Annotated in this window: 19 protein-coding genes; 14 read left to right on the top strand and 5 right to left on the bottom strand. The window is 64.8% G+C overall.

Annotation, left to right across the window (positions count from 1 at the left end; all coding sequences use genetic code 11):
* Positions 1-61: 61 nt before the first annotated feature.
* The 3 genes from CQ041_RS11310 to CQ041_RS11320 all read right to left on the bottom strand — a co-directional run bounded on the left by CQ041_RS11310 (position 62) and on the right by CQ041_RS11320 (position 3,611).
* Positions 62-946 carry a TIGR03915 family putative DNA repair protein gene (locus CQ041_RS11310; RefSeq protein WP_105522658.1) on the bottom strand — a complete coding sequence of 295 codons (885 nt, stop codon included), beginning with the start codon at positions 944-946 and terminating at the stop codon, positions 62-64.
* Positions 943-2,163 carry a putative DNA modification/repair radical SAM protein gene (locus CQ041_RS11315; RefSeq protein WP_105522923.1) on the bottom strand — a complete coding sequence of 407 codons (1,221 nt, stop codon included), beginning with the start codon at positions 2,161-2,163 and terminating at the stop codon, positions 943-945. The genes CQ041_RS11310 and CQ041_RS11315 overlap by 4 nt, the downstream gene beginning before the upstream one ends.
* Before the next feature lie 110 nt (positions 2,164-2,273).
* Complete coding sequence (locus CQ041_RS11320; protein WP_105522657.1) at positions 2,274-3,611, bottom strand: lysine N(6)-hydroxylase/L-ornithine N(5)-oxygenase family protein; 1,338 nt, start codon at positions 3,609-3,611, stop codon at positions 2,274-2,276.
* A gap of 229 nt (positions 3,612-3,840) precedes the next feature.
* Between CQ041_RS11320 and CQ041_RS11325 the strand changes: the two genes are divergently transcribed.
* The 14 genes from CQ041_RS11325 (at position 3,841) to CQ041_RS11390 (ending at position 19,840) form a co-directional block, all read left to right on the top strand.
* Complete coding sequence (locus CQ041_RS11325; protein WP_105522656.1) at positions 3,841-5,010, top strand: efflux RND transporter periplasmic adaptor subunit; 1,170 nt, start codon at positions 3,841-3,843, stop codon at positions 5,008-5,010.
* A 1-nt stretch (position 5,011) separates the two neighbouring features.
* Positions 5,012-6,982 carry a MacB family efflux pump subunit gene (locus CQ041_RS11330; protein ID WP_105522655.1) on the top strand — a complete coding sequence of 657 codons (1,971 nt, stop codon included), beginning with the start codon at positions 5,012-5,014 and terminating at the stop codon, positions 6,980-6,982.
* A 16-nt stretch (positions 6,983-6,998) separates the two neighbouring features.
* Positions 6,999-8,381, top strand: a complete 1,383-nt coding sequence (locus CQ041_RS11335) for an efflux transporter outer membrane subunit (RefSeq protein WP_177429383.1) — start codon at positions 6,999-7,001, stop codon at positions 8,379-8,381.
* Between the two features lie 104 nt (positions 8,382-8,485).
* On the top strand, positions 8,486-9,229 hold the full coding sequence (locus CQ041_RS11340; RefSeq protein WP_105522653.1) for an alpha/beta fold hydrolase: 744 nt from the start codon (positions 8,486-8,488) through the stop codon (positions 9,227-9,229).
* A gap of 112 nt (positions 9,230-9,341) precedes the next feature.
* Entirely contained in the window at positions 9,342-10,109 is a 768-nt protein-coding gene (locus CQ041_RS11345; protein ID WP_105522652.1) for a FadR/GntR family transcriptional regulator, read from the top strand.
* Between the two features lie 224 nt (positions 10,110-10,333).
* Positions 10,334-11,536, top strand: coding sequence for an ABC transporter substrate-binding protein (locus tag CQ041_RS11350; RefSeq protein ID WP_105522651.1), 1,203 nt, complete (start codon positions 10,334-10,336; stop codon positions 11,534-11,536).
* A 56-nt stretch (positions 11,537-11,592) separates the two neighbouring features.
* Entirely contained in the window at positions 11,593-12,453 is an 861-nt protein-coding gene (locus tag CQ041_RS11355) for a branched-chain amino acid ABC transporter permease (RefSeq protein ID WP_105522650.1), read from the top strand.
* Between the two features lies 1 nt (position 12,454).
* Positions 12,455-13,465: a branched-chain amino acid ABC transporter permease gene (locus CQ041_RS11360; RefSeq protein WP_105522649.1), complete on the top strand. Its 1,011-nt coding sequence runs from the start codon at positions 12,455-12,457 to the stop codon at positions 13,463-13,465.
* Positions 13,462-14,211 carry an ABC transporter ATP-binding protein gene (locus CQ041_RS11365; RefSeq protein ID WP_010209301.1) on the top strand — a complete coding sequence of 250 codons (750 nt, stop codon included), beginning with the start codon at positions 13,462-13,464 and terminating at the stop codon, positions 14,209-14,211. The genes CQ041_RS11360 and CQ041_RS11365 overlap by 4 nt, the downstream gene beginning before the upstream one ends.
* The gene (locus tag CQ041_RS11370; RefSeq protein ID WP_105522648.1) at positions 14,211-14,906 is read left to right on the top strand and encodes an ABC transporter ATP-binding protein; all 696 of its coding nucleotides are present in this window, start codon (positions 14,211-14,213) and stop codon (positions 14,904-14,906) included. Before CQ041_RS11365 ends, CQ041_RS11370 begins: the two co-directional genes overlap by 1 nt.
* A 13-nt stretch (positions 14,907-14,919) precedes the next feature.
* Positions 14,920-16,188: a Zn-dependent hydrolase gene (locus CQ041_RS11375; RefSeq protein ID WP_105522647.1), complete on the top strand. Its 1,269-nt coding sequence runs from the start codon at positions 14,920-14,922 to the stop codon at positions 16,186-16,188.
* Complete coding sequence (locus CQ041_RS11380) at positions 16,185-17,588, top strand: amidase (protein ID WP_105522646.1); 1,404 nt, start codon at positions 16,185-16,187, stop codon at positions 17,586-17,588. Before CQ041_RS11375 ends, CQ041_RS11380 begins: the two co-directional genes overlap by 4 nt.
* A 215-nt stretch (positions 17,589-17,803) precedes the next feature.
* Positions 17,804-18,667 carry a LysR family transcriptional regulator gene (locus CQ041_RS11385; protein ID WP_105522645.1) on the top strand — a complete coding sequence of 288 codons (864 nt, stop codon included), beginning with the start codon at positions 17,804-17,806 and terminating at the stop codon, positions 18,665-18,667.
* Positions 18,668-18,739: 72 nt separating this feature from the next.
* A complete protein-coding gene (locus CQ041_RS11390; RefSeq protein ID WP_105522644.1) occupies positions 18,740-19,840 on the top strand; it encodes an SMP-30/gluconolactonase/LRE family protein in 1,101 nt (366 codons plus the stop codon).
* A gap of 13 nt (positions 19,841-19,853) precedes the next feature.
* Here CQ041_RS11390 and CQ041_RS11395 read toward each other — a convergent pair whose 3' ends face one another.
* Together CQ041_RS11395 and CQ041_RS11400 are read right to left on the bottom strand one after the other, a co-directional pair.
* Complete coding sequence (locus CQ041_RS11395; protein ID WP_105522643.1) at positions 19,854-20,915, bottom strand: lipocalin-like domain-containing protein; 1,062 nt, start codon at positions 20,913-20,915, stop codon at positions 19,854-19,856.
* A complete protein-coding gene (locus CQ041_RS11400) occupies positions 20,905-23,367 on the bottom strand; it encodes an FtsX-like permease family protein (protein ID WP_105522642.1) in 2,463 nt (820 codons plus the stop codon). Before CQ041_RS11400 ends, CQ041_RS11395 begins: the two co-directional genes overlap by 11 nt.

The raw sequence follows: 23,367 nt of genomic DNA on the forward strand, positions 1-23,367 counted from the left end.
ACAGATACCAAAACCACCCTCATACTAATGCGGGACCTGGCTTGCCTGCGATAGCGGTCTGTCAATCAGCGCCCTGTTGCGCAGACACCGCTTTCGTCGGCAAGCCAGCGCCCACATTAAACGTGTTCGCAATCTTTTTGCCGGGCCGGGTACCGATAAGCTTCGCCTGCCCATCCTTCTGCTTGCCCGTCCGCGCCTCGCTGATCAAGCCCGGGATCAACTTGCCCTCCGGCAGGTTCTTCCAGAAGCGACTGGGCAAATGCCCTTCCATCACCTTGGGATTGAGCCGCGCCGGATTGAAGATATGGCTGTAGTAGGTCAACCACATCTCACTGTGGGGGTCCTCGACGTTCTGCGCCAACTGCCGCCATGCCTCGGGGCACTCACGCTGGTGAATCAACTGCTCACCGTCGTAATACACCCCATCCAACGGCGTGGCGATCATCCAGCGATGACGGCCCATGCGTCCGACAAAATGCTGGCTGGCAGACTTGAGGATGTCATGTGCCGGCTCATGCCAGGCCACGTATTCCGGCAATTCGGACCCCGCGCCTTCCGGCAGCGCAATAAACCGCACGAATGCGTGCAGATGGTGGGCCTCGCGGCTGACTTGCTTGATCCGCCGCTGCAATTCACTGCCCAGCTTGTCCCCTGCCAGCATCGCCGTGCGGTCGCCATGGCTGACCCGCCACAACACTTCATACAACAGGCTCCAACGCTGCTCGCCGTGGTAACAGGCGGCCGACTCGAGCAATTCCAGCAGCGCCTTGGGCACACGCGTCTGGAATGGCCCAAGCCCTTCGGGGATCGGCTCGTCGGTGGCAAACAGATCCGCCACCTCGGCCTCGCCCCAGCTCACCTGGCTAGGGTCGACCTGATGGCTGAGCAGCCAGCGCGCCTGTTCGCGCCAGGTGCTGAAGAGGTTGTCGCATTCCAGGCTGATCATCCCCACAACCCCATCTGCTGCGGCTGCGGGCGGTCGCGCAGTTGTTCGCGCAGCAACACGCTGGTGCTGTCGGCCTGCTGCGGGTGGTAGTCGCTGGTGATGAAAAACGGCTTGGCCTTGGCCAGCACGCAGCGCATGCGGGCCAGGTCCTCGAAGCGGATCTTGCGCTCTCGGCGCAGGTCCACCAGGCGCTGGGTAGTGCGCAGGCCGATCCCGGGGATGCGCGCGATCAGGGTCGGTTCGGCGCGGTTCAGGTCCAGCGGGAACACCTCGCGATGCTCCAGCGCCCAGGCCAGCTTGGGGTCAATGTCCAGGGCCAGGTGGCCGGGGCCCTGGAACAGTTCCCCGGCCCTGAAGCCGTAGCTGCGCAGGAGGAAATCAGCCTGGTACAACCGGTGCTCGCGCATCAGCGGTGGCGCGGCCAGGGGCACGCTTTTCGGGCTGTTCGGGATCGGGCTGAAGGCCGAGTAATACACACGGCGCAGCTTGAAACTGCCGTACAGCGACTCGGCACCGTGGAGGATGGTGCTGTCGTCGGTGTCGTCGGCCCCGACGATCAACTGGGTACTTTGCCCGGCCGGTGCGAAGCGTGGGGCGCGGGGTTCGTTGAGTACGGTCTGCTCGCCGGTGTAGATGGTCTGCATGGCCTGCTTGATCGATACGATCTTTTTCTCCGGCGCCAGGGTCTGCAGGCTGGCCTCCGTGGGCAGTTCGATATTCACGCTCAGACGGTCGGCATAACGCCCGGCCTCGGCAATCAGCGCCGGGTCGGCGTCGGGGATGGTCTTGAGGTGGATATAGCCGCGAAAGTCATGCTCTTCACGCAGCAGCTTGGCGACCCGCACCAACTGCTCCATGGTGTAGTCGGACGAACGGATGATGCCAGAGCTGAGGAACAGCCCGCTGACGCAGTTGCGCCGGTAGAAATCCAGGGTCAACGTGACCACCTCCTCCGGGCTGAAGCGTGCGCGGGGCACGTCGCTGGAGCGGCGGTTGACGCAGTATTGGCAGTCGTACAGGCAGAAGTTGGTGAGCAACACCTTGAGCAGCGACACGCAGCGCCCGTCGGGGGTGTAGCTGTGGCAGATGCCCATGCCATCGGTGGAACCCAGCCCGGCCTTGCCCTCGGAGCTGCGCTTGGGCGCTCCACTGCTGGCGCATGACGCGTCGTACTTGGCGGCGTCGGCGAGGATGCTGAGTTTTTCGATCAATTGCATGGAGGCCACCGGCACTGGTTTTTTGTACAGTACCAGTAGCTCTTCCATGGCGCCAGTGCCGTCTGTAAGACCGCATGCACCCACAACAAGCGCAGTCCCCAGCGGGTTTATCAGCTCGCGGTGGCCAACAGCAGGTCCTGCACCGAACGCGCCTTGCCTCGGCTGCGATCGTGCTCATACAGCGACGCGGCAATTTCATCCGCACGAATCGGCAACACCGACAGCAAGGTGTCACTCAAGCCATGGCTGGCCTGGCTGAAGCCCTGGATGTAGATGCCCGCATTGCAGCGCTCGTCGGTGACGATGCGGTAGTCGCGCGCCACTTCGAACTCGCCCAGGTACGCTTCCAGCGGCGCCAGCAGCGCGCGATGCGTCTGGCGCTCGTAACCGGTGGCGAGGATGACCGCGTCGTAGTGATTGACACTGGTTTCGCCGTCGGCGTTGTTGCGCAGCACCAGTTCGATCCCCAGCGGGCCCGGGGTGGCCTTCTCGACCACGGTCATGGTGCGGAACGCCTGGCGGGCAATGCCGGAGACTTTCTGGCGATAGAAGATGCCGTAGATGCGCTCGATCAGGTCCAGGTCGACCACCGAGTAATTGGTGTTCTGGTACTCGGCCACCAGCCGCTCGCGCTCTGCGCCCACCTGCTGGAACACCAGGTCGGTAAAGGCCGGCGAGAACACTTCGTTGACGAACGGGCTGTCATCCGCCGGTTTCAACGCCGAACCGCGCAGAATCAGGTCCACCTGCACCGACGGGAAGCTGTCGTTCAAGTCGATAAACGCCTCGGCCGCGCTCTGCCCGCCGCCGATGATGGCAATGCGCATGGCCTTGCCCTCCACACACGGCTGCTGGGCCATGCGCTCCAGGTATTGGGAGTGGTGGAACACCCGGCTGTCGCCCTTGAGCGCCTTGAACGCTTCTGGAATACGCGGCGTGCCCCCGGCACTGACCACCACCGAACGGGTGGTGCGCACATGCTGCTCGCCCAGGGCATCGCGGGAGATAACGCGCAGCGCCTCGACCTGTTGCTGGTGCAGGATCGGTTCGATGGCCAGCACTTCCTCGCCGTAGCGGCTCTGGGCCTGGAACTGGCCCGCGACCCAGCGCAGGTAGTCGTTGTACTCCATGCGGCACGGGTAGAAGGTGCCCAGGTTGATGAAGTCCACCAGGCGGTTATGGGCCTTAAGGTAGTTGACGAAGGAATACGGGCTGGTGGGGTTGCGCAGGGTCACCAGGTCCTTGAGGAACGAAATCTGCAGTTCGCTCTGGGTCACCAGGGTGTTGCCGTGCCAGCGGTAATCGGCCTGTTTGTCCAGAAACAGCACGTCCAGTTTGCCCTGCGCTTGCTCGCGCTCTTGCAGGGCGATGGCCAGCGCCAGGTTCGAAGGGCCGAAACCGATACCGATCAGGTCGTGAACCGCGGGCGAAGCAATTGCCTGTGTCATTCCAGTGTCCTCTGGATAAGCCCCATGGCGGTGGGGCGGGAATACCTTCGTAACCTGCTCGACAGGTCATGTGTTGATAGGAAACGAGGACCGTGAAATAAAATTTAACTGATGGACTGGCAACGCCTGTCCACGCCGGTGCGTCATGGCCTAAATCTGCGCGCAATTGCCTCGTTTAACTGTCAGCTGCGCATCACTGCGCTCCGAACTTCCCGGCTGGAACCCCTGCATGAAACGCCCTCGACCCGCCCGACGCGCCTTGCTAGTTGTCGCGTGCCTGATCCCCATCGCCGCGATCGCCGCCTGGCAAGTACTGCCGGCGGGGCGTGACACCCTCAGCACCGTCACCGTGACCCGCGGCAATATCGAAAACAGCGTGACCGCCCTCGGCACGTTGCAACCACGGCGCTATGTGGACGTGGGCGCCCAGGCGTCCGGGCAGATCCGCAAGATCCACGTCGAGGCCGGCGACCAGGTCCAGGAAGGCCAGTTGCTGGTGGAGATCGACCCGTCCACGCAAAAAGCCAAGCTCGACGCCAGCCGCTACGCCATCGAGAACCTCAAGGCCCAGTTGCAGGAACAAAAGGCCCAGCACGAACTGGCACGCCAGAAGTTCCAGCGCCAGCAACGCCTGGTGGCCGGCAACGCCACCCGTGAGGAAGACGTGCAAACCGCCAAGGCCGAACTGAGTGCCACCCGGGCGCGCGTCGACATGTTCCAGGCGCAGATCCTGCAAGCCCAGGCCAGCCTGCGCAGCGACGAGGCCGAGCTGGGTTACACACGTATCTACGCGCCGATGACCGGCACCGTGGTGGCGGTGGACGCGCGGGTCGGCCAGACCCTCAACGCCCAGCAACAGACGCCGCTGATCCTGCGCATCGCCAAGCTGTCGCCGATGACCGTGTGGGCCGAGGTCTCGGAAGCTGACATCGGCCACGTCAAGCCCGGCATGACCGCCTATTTCACCACCTTGAGCGGCGGCAACCGGCGCTGGACCAGCACCGTGCGCCAGATCCTGCCGGTCCCGCCCAAGCCGCTGAATGAAACCCAGGGCAGCGGCAGCCCCAACAGTTCCGGTAAAAGCGGCAGCGGCCGCGTGGTGCTGTACACCGTGCTGCTGGACGTGGACAACAGTGACAACGCGCTGATGGCCGAAATGACCACCCAGGTGTTCTTCGTCGCCAGCCAGGTCAAGGACGCCCTCACCGCACCGGTCGCCGCGCTGCTGGGCACCTCGAGTGCCGACCGGCAGACCGCCCGTGTGGTGGCCAGGAACGGCAAGATCGAAGAGCGCGAAGTGCGGCTGGGCATCAGCGACCGCCTGCGTGTGCAGGTACTCGATGGCCTCGACGAAGGCGATCACCTGTTGATCGGCCCGGCTGACGGCAGCGGGGGTTGAGTTGACCACGCCCCTGATCGAACTCAAGAACATCCGCAAGTCCTACGGCGGCGGCGACAGCCCGCAGGTCGACGTGCTGCGCGGCATCGACCTGGCGATCCATGCCGGGGAATTTGTCGCGATTGTCGGCGCGTCCGGCTCCGGCAAATCCACCTTGATGAATATCCTCGGCTGCCTCGACCGCCCGAGCGTCGGCGACTATTTGTTCGCCGGGGAAAACGTCGCCCACCTGGACAGCGATGCCCTCGCCTGGCTGCGCCGCGAAGCCTTTGGGTTCGTGTTTCAGGGCTATCACCTGATCCCCTCCGGCTCGGCCCAGGAAAATGTCGAGATGCCGGCGATCTACGCCGGCATCAGCGCCACCGAACGGCAAGCCCGCGCCCGCGCCCTGCTCACCCGCCTGGGCCTGGCCGAGCGCACCGGCAACCGCCCGCACCAGCTCTCCGGCGGGCAGCAACAACGGGTGTCGATCGCCCGCGCCTTGATGAACGGCGGGCATATCATCCTCGCCGACGAACCCACCGGTGCCCTCGACAGCCACAGCGGCGCCGAGGTCATGACCCTGCTGGACGAACTCGCCAGCCAGGGCCACGTGGTGATCCTGATCACCCACGACCGCGAAGTGGCGGCACGCGCCAACCGCATCATCGAGATTCGCGACGGCCTGATCATCAGCGACTCGGCCCACGCCAACGACGTCGCACCGCCCCTCGCCAGCGGCGCCCTGCAAGCCGTCGACCTGCGCCAGCGCCTGGTGGACGGCGCCGAGCACAACGGCGCGTGGAAAGCCGAGCTGCTCGACGCCGTGCGCGCGGCGTGGCGGGTGATGTGGATCAACCGCTTCCGCACCGCACTGACGCTGCTCGGCATCATCATCGGCGTGGCCTCGGTGGTGGTGATGCTCGCGGTGGGTGAAGGCAGCAAGCGCCAGGTCATGGCGCAGATGGGCGCGTTCGGCTCCAACATCCTCTACCTCAGCGGCTCGTCGCCCAACCCGCGCACGCCCCAGGGCATCATCACCCTCGACGACGTCCACGCGCTGGGGGCGTTGCCTCAGGTCAAGCGCATCATGCCGGTCAACGGCAGCGAAGCCGGGGTGCGCTACGGCAACGTCGACTACATGGCCTACGTGGGCGGCAACGACACGAATTTCCCGCTGATTTTCAACTGGCCGGTGGTCGAGGGCAGCTACTTCACCGCTGCGGACGAACGCAACGCGGCCACCGTGGCGGTGATCGGCCACCGGGTCAAAGAGAAGCTGTTCAAGGGCGAGGTCAACCCCATCGGCCAGTACATTCTTATCGAGAATGTGCCCTTCCAGGTCATCGGCGTGCTCGAGGAAAAAGGCGCCAGCTCCGGCAACAAAGACAGCGACGACCGCATCGCCATCCCCTACACCGCCGCCAGCGTGCGCCTGTTCGGCAGCTACAACCCCGAGTACGTGGTGATCGCCGCGGCGGATGCGCGCAAGGTCCACGAGACCGAGCGGGCCATCGACCAGCTCATGCAGCGTTTGCACCACGGCAAGCGCGACTACGAGCTGACCAACAACGCGGCAATGATCCAGGCTGAGGCACGCACGCAGAACACGCTGTCGCTGATGCTTGGTTCGATTGCGGCGATTTCCCTGTTGGTGGGCGGTATCGGCGTGATGAACATCATGCTGATGACCGTGCGCGAGCGCACCCGCGAGATCGGTATCCGCATGGCCACCGGTGCGCGCCAGCGCGACATCCTGCGCCAGTTTCTCACCGAGGCCGTGATGCTCTCGGTGGTCGGCGGCCTCTGCGGCATCGCCCTGGCCCTGCTGGTGGGCGGTGTACTGGTGCTGGCCAAGATCGCTGTGCAGTTTTCCCTGGTGGCGGTGCTCGGCGCATTTGGCTGTGCGCTGGTCACCGGCGTCGTATTCGGCTTCATGCCGGCCCGTAAAGCTGCCCGGCTCGATCCGGTTAAGGCGTTGACCAGTGAATAAACCATCCCTCTACCTGATGCCCGGCGTGTGCCTGTTACTCAGCGCCTGCGCCGGCAGCCCGCCGGCCCTCGACAGCCGCATCGCGCCGCCCGCGGCCTGGCAATTTGCCGAGCGCAACGCGGCCCAGGCCACCAACCTGCAATGGTGGACTCACTTTGGCAGCCCGCAGCTCAACCGCTTGGTCGAACAGGCTCGGCGCGACAGTTTCGACGTGGCCGCCGCCACCGCGCGCGTGCGCCAGGCGCAGGCCAGCGCCGTGATCGCAGGGGCGCCGCTGTTGCCCGAGGTGAAATTCAACCTCGCCACCAGCCACCAGAAACTCATTCGGGGCGCGGGAGGGCCTGACCTGGATGTGTCCCAGAGCGACAAGGCCGTCGACAACTTCGGCGCCAACCTCACCGCCAGCTACGAAATCGACTTCTGGGGTGGCCGCGCCGCCGCCCGCGACAGCGCCCTGCACAGCCTGCGCGCCAGTGAGTATGACCAGGCCACTGTAGAACTGACCCTGCTGGCCAGCGTCGCCGACCGGTACGCACAGACCCTCGCGGCCGATCAGCGCAAGCAGATTGCCGAGCTCAACCTGGCGAATGCGCGCAACGTCCTTGACCTGGTTCAGACCCGTTACGACGCCGGCTCCGCCACCGCCCTGGAATTGGCCCAGCAAAAAAGCCTGGTGGCCAGCCAGCAGCGCCAATTGCCGCTGATCCAGCAACTGGCCGAAGATTCACGCATCACCCTGGCCGCCCTCCTCGGCCAGCCGGTGCAGGCCCTGGAACTGGGAAGCGAAGCGTTTCAAGCGCTGACCTGGCCGGGCATCGGCGCGGGCGTGCCCAGCCAACTGCTGAGCCGCCGGCCCGACATCGCGAAAGCCGAGGCTCAGTTGGCGGCGGCCCAAGCTGATGTCAGCATGGCCCGCGCGGCCATGCTGCCCGCGCTTACCCTCGGTGCCACCCTGGGTTCTGACGCCTACAAGGCCCTGGAAATCCTGCGTAGCCCCTACTACACGCTGACCGCCGGGCTGGTGGCGCCGATTTTCAACAATGGCCAACTGCGCGCCGAACGGGACAAGGCCCGCGCTCGCCAGGATGAATTGCTGTACACCTACCGCGCCACGATCATCAACGGCTTTGCCGATGTGGAAAAATCCCTCAGCAACATCACCCGCCTCGACCAGCAACGCGCGTGGCAGGGTGAAGAACTGCAACAGGCACAAACCGCCTTCGAGATCGCCGAAAGCCGTTACCAGGCGGGGGCCGAAGACCTGCTCACTGTCCTCGAGACCCAGCGCACCCTGTACGCGGCCCAGGACCAGAACGTGCAGTTGCGACTGTCGCGCCTGCAAGCCAGCATTGCACTGTACAAAGCGCTGGGAGGCGGCTGGACTACAGAGATCCGATAAACATAAAGCCGATTTCCTACAAGATTACCTCTCTCACCCTACATTTTTCGCCCCAAGGTCCTTGGTAAAAAAGCCGCTATCTTACGGCTGCCCGGAACCTTCCCATGACTGCTGCAAAAATCCTGGCCTGCGCCGGCCTCTGGTTGGCAGCAGGCCTTGCCGTCGCGGGGCCGCTGATCCCCCCGACGGCCATCGACTGGCTGCTCGATTGCCCCCTCGCCACCCGCGAACGCCTGGACCCCGACGTGCTGGACCGCACCCAATGCGGCGTGGTGAGCGTGCCGCGCAACTATTCGGCGCTGCGCCAGGGCAGCCTGCGGCTTTACCTCACCCGCGTCGGCGCGCGCGATCCTCTCAGCCGCGCAGGCGTGGTGTTCGTCCTGCCCGGCGACAAGGCCATGCCCAATCAGGTGAGTACCTTTGCGCTCCATCTGGCGGGCCGTTGGGCGGCAAATTCGTCGCCGGCCTATCGCACCCTGGTCAACCACTACGACCTCATTGAGCTGAGCACCCGCGACCTTGCCCAGGACAACGGGGTTGACCAAGCCGTGCTGGACATGGAGTTCGTGCGTGCCCAACTCGGCGAGGCGCAGTTGCACTACCTGGGCAACGCCGGTGCCGCACGCCTGGGCAATCGTTACGGCGCGCAGTTTCCCGAACGCATCACGCGCATGGTGCTGATCAACGCTGAACCGGGCGACCCGGCCACACCCCGCGTAGACCAACTGCGCCTCAAGGACCCCGGCACGCCGGGCGCCAGCGGCTGTATCGACCAATGGACGGGCACCTTCCTGGCCTACGGCACGCAACCCCCCCGCTCCAGTCGCTGCCTGGATCTGCGTGACTGAGGGCATCGGCCGATTACGACCCTTTGCCCTCAAAAACGACACCTTGCGTTGACGCTTCGTCACATCGGTCGTTAAGTTCTATTTATCCGCATTAATACGATAAATCGACGCCATGCTAAGCCGCCCGCTACGACGCAAACGCCAGAAGCTGTCCGATGTGATTGTCGAGTCGGTCAAGCGCTCCATCGTCACCGATGCGCTGAAACCCGGCGACCGCCTGCCCACCGAGCGCGAGCTGATGGAGAGTTTCCAATGCTCCAAGGGCTCGGCGCGCGAGGCACTCAAGGCGCTGGAAGTCGAAGGCCTGGTGAGTACGCGCACCGGCCCCAGTGGCGGTGCGTACCTGAACCAGGCCGGCACCGAACCGGCCAGCCGGGCGCTGCGCAATTACTTGCACTTCCAGCACCTGGATGGCGAGCAGGTGTACCAGTTGCGCAAGGTCATCGAAGTGGAATTGGCCGTGTCGGTGCTCGGCCGCCTGAGCGAAGCCGACTACCAGGCCCTGCAAGACAACGTGGATTTCTGCAGCGCCCCGGAAGACAGCGAGGCCGGGCAACGCGAGCAGCGCCTGGCGGAGCTTGAGTTCCACAACCTGCTGGCCAGGGCCTGCCCCAACCCGTTGCTGAGCTTCATGGCGCAGTTCCTCAACGACCTGCTGCGTGATCTGGTGGTGCTGAAAAAAGCCTACAAGCCCAAGCGCAAGCAGTTCGACGCCGCCAACCTGGACTACCACAAACAACTGCTGATCGCTTTTCGCGCCGGCGATGAAAACGCCGTGCGCAGCCTGATGCACGAACACATGTGCGATGCCGAACACCACATGACCGCCCTTGAAGGCGAAGTCAGCCCGCACTTTCTGCTGGAGTTCGATCACTCTTGAAAACACCACAGACCCCATGTGGGAGGGGGCTTGCCCCCGATGACGCCAGCACACTCAACATCAATATTGACTGACACACCGCCATCGGAGGCAAGCCACCGCCCACATTTGGGCTGCGTTTCAACCACACATCGTTTCATCCAATAACAGGCCTGCCCACAGGCCCAAGCTCCACCGTATCGCCCTTGCCGCTCCTGCCAATAACTAAACCAGGGAGTCACCCCATGCAGCGTCGTACGTTATTGAAAGCCAGTCTCACCGCAGCCGCCGCCCTCAGCCTCCCGCTGAGTGTGCGTCACGCATTCGCCGCCGAGCCCTTTACCTTTTACGGCCTCAAGTCCATGTCTGGCGCGTTTGCCAGCTATGGCAAGTTTGCCGACATGGGATCGCGCCTCGCGGTGGAGCAGCACCCCGAATTGCTCGGCCGCCCGCTGAACTACAAGGTCATCGACACCGAGGGCAATGCCGGCAAGGCCGTGCGCAAGGTGCAGGAAGCCATCCAGCAGGACGGCGCACGGTTCTTCCAGGGCTGCACGCTGTCATCGTCTGCACTCGCGGTGGCCAAGGAAGTGGACAAGGTCGGTGGCGTCTTCATGACCCCGGTGGGCGCCGATGAAGTCACAGGCAAGGACTGCAACCACGCGACGTTCCGCTGGTCGGTGCCCACCTACGGCGCGATCCGCGAAACCATGGTGCCGCTGATCAAGCTGCTGCCGGACGCCAAGCGCTGGTACACCATCACCCCGCAATACGTGTTCGGCGAAGCGTTGCTCGAAGGCGCGAGGAACGTGCTCAAGGAGCACGGCCTGGAACACATCGGCAACAGCTACCACTCGTTGCAGGAACAGGAATTCTCCGGTTACCTGACCAACGCCATCGCGGCCAAGCCCGACGTGCTGGTGCTGCTCAACTTCGGCAGCCAGTCGTCCAACACCCTGCGCCAGGCGGTCAACTTCGGGATCAAGGAGCGCATGAAAGTGCTGCTGGTGTGGTCCGCCGGCCTCGATCAATTCCAGGAACTGGGCAGCGATGTGCTCGAGGGCGTGTACCTCGGTGCCCAGTATTGGCATCAGGTCGACACCCCGCTCAACCGTGAACTGGTCAAGCTCACCCAGGCCAAATACGGCATCAACCCCACCTACCCGCTGGCCGCCGATTACATCAGCACCAAGGTCATGCTCGAAACCATTATTTCCACCGCCAGCTTCGACGGCAAAACCGTGGCCAAGGCCATGCAGGGCTTGAGCTTTGAAGGCCCGACCGGCAAGGAATCGATCCGCGCCGGCGACCACCAGGTGATCAAGGATTACTACCTGCTGATCGGCAAGGCCACGGCCGACATGGCTGACAAGGATGACCTGGCCAAGGTGCTCAGCGCCGGCCAGTCGTTCCCGCCGGTAGACGCCACGGGCTGCACGCTCGCCTGACCCCCCGAATATTGCAGGCAGGGCCGCGCAAGCGGCGTCCTGCCGAGGGTTCCTGCATGCTTAATCTTTACCTGTTCCAGATACTCAACGGCCTCGGATTGGGAATGATCTACTTCCTGATCGCGGTCGGGTTGACCATCATTTTCGGCCTGCTCAACTTCGTCAACTTCGCCCACGGCGCGTTCTTCCTGCTGGGCGCCTACATCTGCTACACCGCCGTGAGCCTCACCGGCAACTTCTGGCTGGCGTTGCTGATCGCACCACTGGTGGTGGCCGCACTGGCGTGGGTGATCGAGCGATTGTTGATCCAACGCATCTACCACTTGCCGCACATGTTCCAGATCCTGGTGACCCTCGGGATCGCGCTGATCATCCAGGAAGCCAGCGTGATGATTTGGGGCCCGGTGGGCAAAAGCGTCGCCGTGCCAGAACTGCTGCGCGGCGTGCTGGTGGTGGGCGACTTCGTCTATCCCTATTACCGCCTGTTCCTCATCGTGTTTTCCGGGCTGGTGGGCCTGGGCCTGTGGCTGCTGCTGGAACGCACGCGCTTCGGTGCCCTGGTACGCGCCGGCAGCGAGAGCACCGAGACCGTGTCACTGCTGGGCACCAACATCTTCCGCTTGTTCTCCATGACCTTCGCCCTCGGCGTGGCCCTGGCCGGCATGGCCGGTGTGCTGTTCGCGCCATTGCGCGGTGCCCAGCCCTTCGTTGGCCCGGAGATCCTCGGCGTGGCCTTCGTGGTGGTGGTGATCGGCGGCATGGGCTCGTTCAGCGGTGCGCTGGTCGGCGGCTTATTGGTGGGCGTGGTGCAAAGCCTGATGACCACACTCTGGCCCCAGGGTGCGAGCCTGATGATCTACGGCGCCATGGCCGTGGTGATTCTGGTCCGTCCCTACGGCCTGTTCGGGAGAGCCTGACATGAGCGAGAAAAACCCCCTGCCGTTCGCAAAAACCCAATCCAAAGCCATGTTGCTGTGGGTGCTGGCCGTGCTGATCGGCCTGCCGTTGATATTGCCGTCGGCAACGTTGGCCACCGAGATCCTGATCTTCGCCATGGCCGCCCTGGCCTGCAACCTGCTGCTGGGCTACACCGGGCTGCTGTCGTTCGGCCAAGGCATTTTCTTTGGGGCCGGTGCGTATTGCGCGGCGCTGCTGATGATTCACCTGCAACTGGGCCTGTTCAGCGCTCTGCTCGGCGCCGCCGTGGTCGGTGGCTTCCTCGCGCTGCTGGTGGGCGCCCTGGCGATCCGCCGCACCGGCATCTACTTCGTGATGCTCACCTTGGCGTTCAGCCAGATGGCCTACTTTGTCGCCTACACCCTCAGCGACTGGACCGGCGGCGACAACGGCCTGCTCAGCGTGCCGCGCCCGGAAATCCGCATCGGCGACACCGTGCTGCTGTCACTGGCGGATGCCCGCGCCTTCTACGGGTTTGTCGCGGTGCTGTTCCTGCTGATCTTCATCGGCGCCCGCCGCGTGATTGCCTCGCCATTCGGCAGCACGCTGATGGCGATCCGCGAAAACGAGACCCGCGCCTCGGCCATCGGCTACGACACCCGCCACTTCAAGATCCTGGTGTTCGTACTGTCCGGCGCCGTCACCGGCATCGCCGGCGCACTGTACGCCATGCTGCTGCACTTTGTGCCGCTGTCGAACATCGACCTGGCGATGTCCGAGAACATCCTGATCATGACCATTGTCGGCGGCACCGGCTCGTTGTTCGGCTCGCTGCTGGGCGCCGGCTCCATCGTGCTGTTGGGCGATTTCCTCTCCGACCTGTGGCCACGCTGGCTGATGCTGCTGGGGGTGATCCTGATCCTGGTGGTGATCTTCATGCGCGGCGGGTTATGGGGCGGCCTGGCGTCGCTGTTCGAAAAAGTGCGCGGCAGCCGCAAGGCCACCGTTGTCGCCAAGGAGGAAGGGCTATGAGCATCCTGCTGGAAACCAAGGACCTGGAACTCGCCTACGGCGCCTTCCATGCGGTGAACGGCGTGAACCTCAAGGTCGAAGCCGGCACCATCCACACCATCATCGGGCCCAACGGCGCCGGCAAGACCAGCCTGTTCCACTGCCTGACCGGCGAACGCCAGGCCACGGCCGGGGCAATCCATTTCGACGGCAAGAACCTGATGCGCAAGCCCGCCCACGGCCGTGTCGGCCTGGGCATGGCGCGCTCGTTCCAGCTCACCAGCCTGTTCCAGAACCTCAGCGTGCGCGAGAACCTGCGCCTTGCCGCCCAAGGCCGCGACGGTGCCCGCGCCCTGAACTTCTGGCGCCGCGTCGACAGCAAGCGCGAACACCTGGAGATGGCCGACCAGGTGCTGGAGCGCCTGCAACTCACCGCCCGCGCCGATACCCTGGCCGGCGAGTTGTCCCACGGCCAGCAACGGGTGCTGGAGGTGGGCATGTCGATCTGTTCCAAACCCAAACTGCTGATGCTCGACGAGCCCACCTCGGGCATGGGCATCGACGACATCCCGATCATGACCCAACTGATCAGCGACCTCGGCCGCGACCACACCGTGCTGCTGATCGAACACAACATGAGCATCGTCATGTCCATCAGCCAACGCATCACGGTGATGAGCCACGGGCAGATCCTGGTGGAAGGCACACCTGAATTCGTGCGCGCCGATGAGCGTGTGCGCACTGCATACCTTGGGGAGGCTGCCTGATGTTGATCGTCGAGAACATCCATTCCTACTACGACAAGAGCCACGTGCTCGAAGGCGTGTCGCTGACCGTCAACCCGGGTGAGCTGGTCACGCTGCTGGGCCGCAACGGCGCGGGCAAGACCACCACCCTGCGCAGCATCCTCGGCATCATCTGCCCGCGCCAGGGCCAGATCCATTTCAACGGCCAGGCCCTGGTGGGCCAGAAGATCTTCGAGATCGCGCGCCAGGGCCTGGCGCTGGTGCCGGAGAACCGCGGGATCTTCCGCCTGCTGACGGTCGAGGAAAACCTGCGCATCGCCGCACGCAAGACCAGCCGATGGCAACTCGAAGACGTGTACGCCATGTTCCCGCGCCTCAAGGAACGGCGCAAAAACGCCGGCCACGCGCTGTCCGGCGGCGAGCAACAGATGCTCGCCATTGCCCGCGCGCTGCTCAACGACCCCAAGCTGCTGATCCTCGACGAGCCTACCGAAGGCCTGGCGCCAGTGATCGTCGACGAACTGGTGAAGATCCTGCGCAAGGTCAAGGACGACGGCTTGCCGGTGCTGCTGGTGGAACAGAACCTGATGGTCTGCGACAAGCTCGCCGACCGCCATTACGTGCTCGAACAAGGCCGCGTGGTCTACGAAGGCAGCGCCGCTGACTTCCGTGCCGACCCGAGTATCAAGAACCGCTATTTGGCCCTGAGTGCCTGACCGGAGATTGCCCATGAATAGTTTTGCGCAACCGCTCAAGAGCAACGCCCCGCTGATCAACCGCGACCGCCTGTGGCAATCGCTGATGGACCTCGCCCAGCTCGGTGCCACCGCCAAAGGCGGCGTGTGCCGCCTGGCCCTCACCGACCTCGACCGCCAGGCCCGCGACCTGTTCGTGCAGTGGTGCGAGGCCGCCGGGTGCAGTGTCAGCGTGGATGCCATCGGCAATATCTTTGCACGCCGCGCCGGGCTCAACCCCGCCCTGCCCCCGGTGATGACCGGCAGCCATATCGACACCCAACCCACCGGCGGCAAGTTCGACGGGTGCTACGGGGTGATGGCCGGCCTGGAAGTGATCCGCACCCTCAACGACTTGAAGATCGACACCCAGGCGCCGATTGAAGTGGTGGTGTGGACCAACGAAGAAGGCTCGCGCTTCCCGCCGTGCATGATGGGGTCCGGGGTGTTCGCCGGTAAGTTCGACTTGCAGGAGACCCTGGCCAAGCTCGACGACCAGGGCCTGTCGGTGGGCGCCGAGTTGCAGCGCATCGGCTATGCCGGTGCCCGTGCGGTGCTCGGCCATCCGGTGGGGGCCTATTTCGAGGCGCACATCGAACAAGGCCCGGTGTTGGAAGACCAGGCCATCACCCTCGGTGTGGTGATGGGCTGCCTGGGCCAGAAGTGGTTCGACCTGACCCTCACCGGCGTCGAAGCCCACGCTGGCCCGACGCCGATGCACCTGCGCAAGGACGCCCTGGTCGGCGCCGCCGAGGTGGTCAGCGCGGTCAACCGCATCGCCCATCAACAGCAACCCCATGCCTGCGGCACCGTGGGTTGCCTGAGCCTGCACCCCGGTTCGCGCAATGTGATTCCGGGCCAGGTGCACATGACCATCGACTTGCGCCACCTGCAGGCGGACAAACTCCAGGCCATGGTCGATGAAGTGCGCAGTGTGATCGAAGCGACTGCCAGGCAGCACGGCCTGACGTTCGAGCTGACACCCACGGCCGACTTCCCGCCGCTGGACTTTGACCCGGCCTGCGTCAATGCAGTGCGCGACGCTGCCAGCGCCTTGGGTTTGAGCCATATGGACATTGTCAGCGGTGCCGGGCACGACGCGATTTTCGTCGCAGAACTGGGCCCGGCCGGCATGATCTTTGTGCCGTGCGAAGGCGGCATCAGCCATAACGAAATCGAAAACGCCGCCCCGGATGACCTGGCGGCGGGCTGCGCAGTGTTGCTGCGCGCCATGGTCAACGCGGCGCAGGGAGACGAGGCATGAGTGAGATCGGCCAACTGACGGCGGTGCAACTGCTGCAGCATTTTCGCGACAAGACGCTGTCACCGGTGGAGGTCACCGAGGACACCCTGCTGCGCATCGAGCGCTACAACCCGGTGGTGAACGCCTACTGCCATGTCGACCCGCAAGGCGCACTTGAGGCTGCGCGTGCCTCGGAAGTGCGCTGGCTCAAGGGTCAGCCCTGTGGCGCACTCGATGGTGTACCTGCGTCGATCAAGGACCTCACGCTGACCCAGGGCATGCCCACCCGCAAAGGCTCGCGCACCTCCTGCGCCGAAGGTCCGTGGGACATCGACGCGCCCTTCCCGGCGTTCATGCGCAAGGCCGGCGCGGTGCTGCTGGGCAAGACCACCACGCCGGAATTCGGCTGGAAAGGCGTGACCGACAACCCGCTCTACGGCATCACCCGCAACCCGTGGGACACCCGCACCACGGCGGGCGGCTCATCCGGTGGCGCGGGTGCGGCGGCGGCGCTGAACCTGGGGGTGTTGCACCAGGGCAGTGACGCCGGGGGGTCGATCCGCATTCCCTGTGCGTTTACTGGCACGTTCGGGATCAAGCCGACCTTTGGCTATGTGCCGCAGTGGCCGGCCAGCTCCATGACGATCCTGTCGCACCTGGGGCCGATGACCCGCACCGTGGAAGACAGCGTGCTGATGCTGCAGACCGTCGCCCAACCGGATGCACGGGATGGCCTGATCGGCGCGCCGAGGACCACTCCCTGGCTGACACCGGGTACGGACCTGAAAGGCTTGCGCGTGGCCTACAGCCCCACCTTCGGTTACGTGGACGTGGACCCGCAGGTGGCCAAGGTGGTGGTTCAGGCGGTGGAGGGCTTGGTGCAACTGGGCGCCCATGTCGAACAGATCGACCCAGGCTTCAGCGATCCGCTGGAGGTGTTCACCACCCTGTGGGCTGCGGGTGCCGCACGCCTGACCGGCAGCATGAGCGACACGCAGAAACAGCTGCTGGACCCCGGCCTGCTGCGCATCGCACAACGGGGTGAACGGTTGAGCCTGGATGATTTCAACGCCGCCCTCGAAGCCCGCGCCGCACTGGTCGCACGCATGGCCGCGTTCCATGAGCACTACGATGTGCTGGTCTCGCCGATGATGCCGATCACCGCGTTCGAAGCCGGCCACGACGTACCACCAGGCTCCGACTGGCAGGCCTGGACCGAGTGGACGCCGTTTACCTACCCCTTCAACCTGACCCAACAACCGGCGGCGTCGGTGCCGTGCGGGCTGGCGGCGAACGGCTTGCCGGTGGGGTTGCACGTGGTGGGTGCGCGGTTTGCCGATGACACGGTGTTGCGGGTGTGCCAGGCGTATTCGAAAGCCTTCCCTACCCAGCACCTGCAAACGCCACAGACCCCGACCTGAGCTGCAATTGACGATACGCACAGGGTTTGTGAGGGAGCGGGCTTGCCCCCGATAGCGGAGTGGCAGGCAATAGATGTACCGGCTGACCCACCGCTATCGCAGGCAAGCCCACATTGGATGTGTGCCAGGCTCGGAAACCCAGTTCACCGCCAGCCCGCTTCCACAGTGCTGACCGCATTCCATTACACTGTCCCCCATTCATCCCAGGGGGTTTCATGGACATCGAACTGGCACGCACTTTCCTCGAGATCACCCGTTGCGGCAGCCTCGCCGCAGCGGCCGAGAAACTGCACGTCACCCAGACCGCGATTACTGCACGGGTCAAAAGCCTGGAGAGTCAACTGGGCAGCACCCTGTTCATCCGCAACCGCGCCGGCGCACGCCTGACCGCCGATGGCGAGGCATTCGTGGTGTACGCCAACCAGTTGCTGCAGACCTGGGAAGCTGCACGCCGGGACCTGCCGTTGCCCGAGGGCTATCGCAATGTGCTGCACATCGGGGGCGAAGTCAGCCTGTGCAACCCACTGATGCTCGGCTGGGCGCAGGCGCTGCGTGAACATATCGCCGGCCATGCGCTGCGTACCGAGATCCGCGAAGGCGACTACCTGCTGCGCCAACTGGAACTGGGCGTGCTGGATGCCGCGCTGGTGTTCCAGCCGCAGTACTGGCCGGGCTTGCAAGTGGAGCAGGTGCTGGAAGAAAAACTGATCCTGGTGCAACTGACCAGTAAACCGCAGCCCTACGTGTACAACGACTGGGGCCCGGGTTTCCGCCAGCAGCACGACGCCGCCCTGCCGGAAAAAGCCCGCGCGGCACTGACCTTCAACCTGGGGCCGCTGGCCTTGCAGTACATCCTCGAAAACGGCGGCGCCGGCTACTTCCGTACCCGCGTGGTGCAGAGCTACCTGGACAGCGGCGTGATGCAGCGGGTGCCCAAGGCACCGGAGTTCAGTTTCCCAACCTACCTGGTGTACTCGCGGGCGCGGGATTCGGCGGTGTTGCAACAAGCACTGGCGTTACTGCGAGAGGTGGTCAAGGCCGAAGGCGACTGGTCCCAGCGCTGGGACCCGGTACTTTGAAACACTTTAGCGCTAGCAGTATTGGCCGGTCGGGCTAGGCTCAAGCCCCACAAAAAATTGTCAGGATTGACCATGGGCACAGGCACACGGAAATTGCGTCATCTGCTGTTTGTACTGGTGCTGGCGGTGGTGGCGTTTCTGCTGCTGATGCCCACCAGGGTCCAACCGGTGAACTGGGCGCCGCCCAAGGCACCGTCGATGACCGAGGGCCCCTATGCCGCCAACCAGCGGCTCAAGGGCGTGCAGAAAATCGGTGCTCAGGACATCGCCGGGCCCGAGGCGCTGCTGCTCGATGCCCAGGGCTTCCTGATCAGCGGCCTGCATGACGGGCGCATCATCCGCACCGCCCCCGACACCCCCAGCCTGGAAGTGTTGGCCAACACCGGCGGGCGTCCCCTGGGCCTGGCGCGGCATCCCGACGGGCGCCTGATCATCGCCGACGGTATCAAGGGCCTGCTCGCTCTGGATGCCAAGGGCCAGTTGACCACCTTGAGCAACAGCGCCAACGGCGTGCCGTTCGGCTTTACCGATGACGTCACCGTGGACGCCAGTGGGCGCTATGCCTACTTCAGCGATGCGTCGAGCCGTTGGGGCTACGGGCAGGACGGCGAGGCCGTGATCGAACACGGCGGCGACGGTCGGCTGCTGCGCTATGACTTCAGCAACGGCCATACCGAGGTGCTGCTCGACCAGTTGCAATTCGCCAACGGCGTAGCCCTGGGCCCGGATGAAAACTACGTGCTGGTGAATGAAACCGGCGCCTATCGCATCAGCCGCTACTGGCTCAAGGGCGAGCGCGCTGGCAGCCACGACCTGTTCATCGACAACCTGCCCGGCCTGCCGGACAACCTCAGCTTCAACGGCAAGGACCGCTTCTGGGTGGCGCTCTATTCGCCACGCAACCCGTTGCTGGACAGCGTTGCTGGCTACCCGCTACTGCGCAAGGTGATGGTGCGCGCGCTGATGGTGGTGCCCAAGCCTGTCGAACGCAAAGCCTTCGTGCTGGGCCTGGACACCCACGGCAAGGTGATCGCCAACCTGCAGGACGGCAGTGCCGGCAACTACTCGCCCATCACCACGGCGCGCGAGTATGGGGACTGGTTGTACCTGGGGTCGCTCAAAAGCACGAGCATGGCGCGATTGCCGTTGAAGGACGCACTGGTACAGGAGTGACTGACCGGCACCGTTAATACCCGGTCATCTCCAGGTACCCCACGCCGCCGTCAAACTGCACCGGCCCTTCCCAATACGGAATGCTCAGGTTCATCCAGGCCTTGGGGTTGACGGCCTGGGTAATGATGTCCAGCTGCTTGCCGGGAATCTTCAGCGACCAGCGCGTGGGAATCTTGCGCCCGTCGATGGTCGTGGTATCCAGTGGCGCCAGTTGGATATCGGCGTTGTGCAGGGTTTGCGTTTGGCCGTCGCGATCGATCCAGGTGCCGGTCAGGTACGACCCGCCATCGGTTTGGCGTACACGAAACAACATCAGTTGCTCGCCACGGTCCAGGTGCAGGGAAAACCAGTCCCAGCCGGTCTGGCTGGCGCCCAGCGGCTGGCTGCTCCACTCGCGGTCGAGCCAGGCGGGGCCGCTGACCTGGTAGGTCTTGCCGTCGATGCGCAGGCTGCCGCTGGCGGTGAAGAATGGCTGGCTGTAGTAATACGAAGCCTGGCCCAGGTCGGATTTGCGGCTGTAGCCGTGGTCGCCCTGCAACACCAGGGGACGGCTGGAGGTGAGGTGCAGGTCGTAGGCGAACTGTCGGTCGGCGGCCTTGAGCTGCATGTCCGCCAAGGGGCTCGCCGCGCCGGGCCGAGTGGCGAAATTCCAGTCGTCGATCCAGGCATTGAACGGCACCGCCTGTGCCCCTGCCTGGCCGACACCGCCGCGCGCATAACGCTCGGCGGCATAGTGCTGGCCGGCAGAGGTCACGGCGGCATGGCCCAGCCAGATCGTGGCGTCCCGCCAACCGGTTTGCGTCGGCCCGGCCTTGAGGGCATTGCGAAACAACGTCCATTGCACGCCGAACACATTGCCCTGGGCGTCCTTGAGGTTCGCGGTGACGTACCACCATTCGATGCGATAACCCGCGTGGGGGCCATGGTCTTCGGGGAAGCTGAACACCTTGCCAGGTACCACCTGGGCGAAGTCCGCGGCGTCACTGCCCAGGCCGGCGAAACTCTGCGGCGGCGGCGCTTGGTCGCACGCCGCCAGCAGCAGGAAAACCACCCACCACCCTGCCTTAATCTTCATGCGCGAAGGTCCTCAACAAATCCGCCGGACGACTGCGGTACAGCTGCCATAACGGCCAGGCCGAGGCCAGCAACGTCGCCAGCATCGCCAACCCCAGCAACTGCGCCAACTGCCACGGGAACACCTGCAACGGCAGGCGCCAGCCGAAAGCCTGCACGTTGATCACCGCGTCCAGGCACCAGGCCAGCAACAGGCCCAAGGGCACGGCCAGCACCAGCGTCAGCACCGCCAGTAACCAGGTTTGCCCGAGGTTGAGCAGCATCAGTTGCCGGCGCGTCACACCCAGGGCCCACAACGGTGCGAGCTGGCCGAGGCGGCTCTGGCTCTGGGTCAGCAGGCTGATGAACAGCGCCACGCCGGCCACGCCCAGGGTCAGGCTGTTCAGCGCGGCAGTGGCGGCGAAGGTGCGTTCGAACACCTGGCTCGACCAGCCCTTGAGTTGTTGCTGGTCGATGACGCGGCTGTCGTCGAGGGCGAAGGCCTGTTGCACGTCACGCACCAGCGGCGCCACGTCCTGCGGCGCCACCCGCAGGTTGAAGCGCGCCGGCGACAGCGTCGGCCAGTGCGCCAACAGGTGCTGGGCATTGACCAGCAGATGGCCCTTGGGGTTGCCGTAATCGGCGTAGATCGCCACCACCTTGGGCGACCACAAGCCCTGCGGCGTGGGAATGCTCACCGCGTCGCCGAGCGTCACGCCCAGCCGTCGCGCCAGTTGCTCGCTGAGCATCAGCGTGTCGCCTTGCTGCAACTGGTCCCAGGGCGCGCTCGTCGCTTCCAGCAACGGCCAGTGCTGGCGATAGGTGGGGTCGTCCACCACGCCCGACAGATCCGCCGGCCACCCCTGCAATTGCACTCCGACTTGCCAGGTGGGCAGCACAGCCTGCACCCGGGGTTGTTGCGCCAGCCAAGTGCCGAGTTGCTCCGCCTGGGCTGGTGTCTGCGGATTGAGGTACAGCTCGGCCGTGAGACGTTGCTCCAGCCAGTGGCCGAACGTCTGCCGAAACCCGGAGGTCATGGAACCCGCGCCGATATTGGCGGCAAGCGCCAACAGCAGTGCCATCAGCGCCAAACTCAGGGCCGGCAGTTGCTGGCGACAATCGGCGAGAAACCACTGGCCGAGCACCGAGCGACTGCGCCCCAGCACTGTTTTCAACAGGCCATTGAGCACCACGGGCAAACCGAGGGCTGCCCCCAACAGCAAGGCTGCCATCAGCACGAAGCCCGCCGCGAGGCTGTCGCCCAGCCACAGCGCCAGCACCGCAATCAACAATGCCGTGGTCGCGACCCAACCCTGGCGCCGCAACCAGCGCCCATGGGCCTCATGCCAGGCCTGCGCATTGGCCAGCGCCAACAGCGGCAGACGTCCCGCACGCCACAGGCTGCTGGCGCCGGCGAGCACCGCGCCGAGCAGGCTGAGGCCCAACCCGGCCAGCCACCACAGCGGGCTCAGGCTCAATTGCCCCGCCACCTCGGCGCCGTAGAGGCCTCGCAGGCTGGCGGCCACATCCGGCAACAGCAGACTGGCCAGCAGGTAACCGCTGGCGACACCCAGCACGCCCCCCAGCAACGACAACACCCCCAGCTCGACGCCAAGACTGAAGATCAACAAACGCGCACTCACCCCACAGGCGCGCAAGGTGCGCAGCAGCCCACGCCGTTGCTCCAGCGCCAGGCCGATGGCGGCGTGCACGATAAACAACCCCACCACGAAGGACAGGAAACCCAAGGCATCGAGGTTCAGGTGAAAACTGTCGGTCAGGCGTGCGAGGTTATTCTCCTCGCCCTGCTTGAGGTGCAGCTGCGGGGGTGGCGTGGGCTGGCCGGCGGCGAACGTTTTGTCCACCAGCAGGCGCGTCAGGCGACCGGGCATTTCCAGCAACGGCTGGGCGAAACCGATGTCTGTGAGCAATAGCCCGGGGGCCATGTCCGGCTGCGCTTGCAGCGGCGGCAATCGCTGGCCATTGAGCACCAACGGTTGCTGACCTTCCTGCAAGCCCAAGGCCTTCAGCGTCTGGGGCGCGATCCAGGTGCGTCCTGGCGGGTCGAAAAACGCCAGCATCTGCGCCTGGCTCAAGCGCTGCCCTGCCACCGCGCCGCTGCCGGGCAACGACACCGGATCGATGCCCATCAGTTGCAGGCGCACGTCCTCCAGCCCCTTGAGCTGCACCCGCCCCTGCACCACCGGCGACACGGGCCACCCGGCGCGGCGCAGTTGGGCAAACAGCGCTTGAGGAAAACTGGCGCCATCGGGCGTCGCAAGGCTGGCCTGGGGTTCGCCGCCGATCAACGCGCTGGCACGCGCGTAACTGTCCCGCGCCTGGCTGTTGAGGGCCTGTACGCCGGTCAGCAGCGCAGTGGCCAGCCACAGCCCGGTCAGCACGCTGAAAAACTGCACGGGGTGGCGCCGCCAATGGCTGAGCAACGCACGCAGGGCCCAGTAGAAGACGGTCAT

It is taken from the genome of Pseudomonas sp. MYb60, from assembly GCF_002979555.1.
GTDB lineage: Bacteria > Pseudomonadota > Gammaproteobacteria > Pseudomonadales > Pseudomonadaceae > Aquipseudomonas.

What these genes read in the sequence shown, in the direction of transcription:
- CQ041_RS11310 (WP_105522658.1), bottom strand. Translation starts at nt 946, where the DNA reads ATGATCAGCCTGGAATGCGACAACCTCTTCAGCACCTGGCGCGAACAG.
- CQ041_RS11315 (WP_105522923.1), bottom strand. Translation starts at nt 2,163, where the DNA reads ATGCAATTGATCGAAAAACTCAGCATCCTCGCCGACGCCGCCAAGTAC.
- CQ041_RS11320 (WP_105522657.1), bottom strand. Translation starts at nt 3,611, where the DNA reads ATGACACAGGCAATTGCTTCGCCCGCGGTTCACGACCTGATCGGTATC.
- CQ041_RS11325 (WP_105522656.1), top strand. Translation starts at nt 3,841, where the DNA reads ATGAAACGCCCTCGACCCGCCCGACGCGCCTTGCTAGTTGTCGCGTGC.
- CQ041_RS11335 (WP_177429383.1), top strand. Translation starts at nt 6,999, where the DNA reads ATGCCCGGCGTGTGCCTGTTACTCAGCGCCTGCGCCGGCAGCCCGCCG.
- CQ041_RS11340 (WP_105522653.1), top strand. Translation starts at nt 8,486, where the DNA reads ATGACTGCTGCAAAAATCCTGGCCTGCGCCGGCCTCTGGTTGGCAGCA.
- CQ041_RS11345 (WP_105522652.1), top strand. Translation starts at nt 9,342, where the DNA reads ATGCTAAGCCGCCCGCTACGACGCAAACGCCAGAAGCTGTCCGATGTG.
- CQ041_RS11350 (WP_105522651.1), top strand. Translation starts at nt 10,334, where the DNA reads ATGCAGCGTCGTACGTTATTGAAAGCCAGTCTCACCGCAGCCGCCGCC.
- CQ041_RS11355 (WP_105522650.1), top strand. Translation starts at nt 11,593, where the DNA reads ATGCTTAATCTTTACCTGTTCCAGATACTCAACGGCCTCGGATTGGGA.
- CQ041_RS11360 (WP_105522649.1), top strand. Translation starts at nt 12,455, where the DNA reads ATGAGCGAGAAAAACCCCCTGCCGTTCGCAAAAACCCAATCCAAAGCC.
- CQ041_RS11365 (WP_010209301.1), top strand. Translation starts at nt 13,462, where the DNA reads ATGAGCATCCTGCTGGAAACCAAGGACCTGGAACTCGCCTACGGCGCC.
- CQ041_RS11370 (WP_105522648.1), top strand. Translation starts at nt 14,211, where the DNA reads ATGTTGATCGTCGAGAACATCCATTCCTACTACGACAAGAGCCACGTG.
- CQ041_RS11375 (WP_105522647.1), top strand. Translation starts at nt 14,920, where the DNA reads ATGAATAGTTTTGCGCAACCGCTCAAGAGCAACGCCCCGCTGATCAAC.
- CQ041_RS11380 (WP_105522646.1), top strand. Translation starts at nt 16,185, where the DNA reads ATGAGTGAGATCGGCCAACTGACGGCGGTGCAACTGCTGCAGCATTTT.
- CQ041_RS11385 (WP_105522645.1), top strand. Translation starts at nt 17,804, where the DNA reads ATGGACATCGAACTGGCACGCACTTTCCTCGAGATCACCCGTTGCGGC.
- CQ041_RS11390 (WP_105522644.1), top strand. Translation starts at nt 18,740, where the DNA reads ATGGGCACAGGCACACGGAAATTGCGTCATCTGCTGTTTGTACTGGTG.
- CQ041_RS11395 (WP_105522643.1), bottom strand. Translation starts at nt 20,915, where the DNA reads ATGAAGATTAAGGCAGGGTGGTGGGTGGTTTTCCTGCTGCTGGCGGCG.
- CQ041_RS11400 (WP_105522642.1), bottom strand. Translation starts at nt 23,367, where the DNA reads ATGACCGTCTTCTACTGGGCCCTGCGTGCGTTGCTCAGCCATTGGCGG.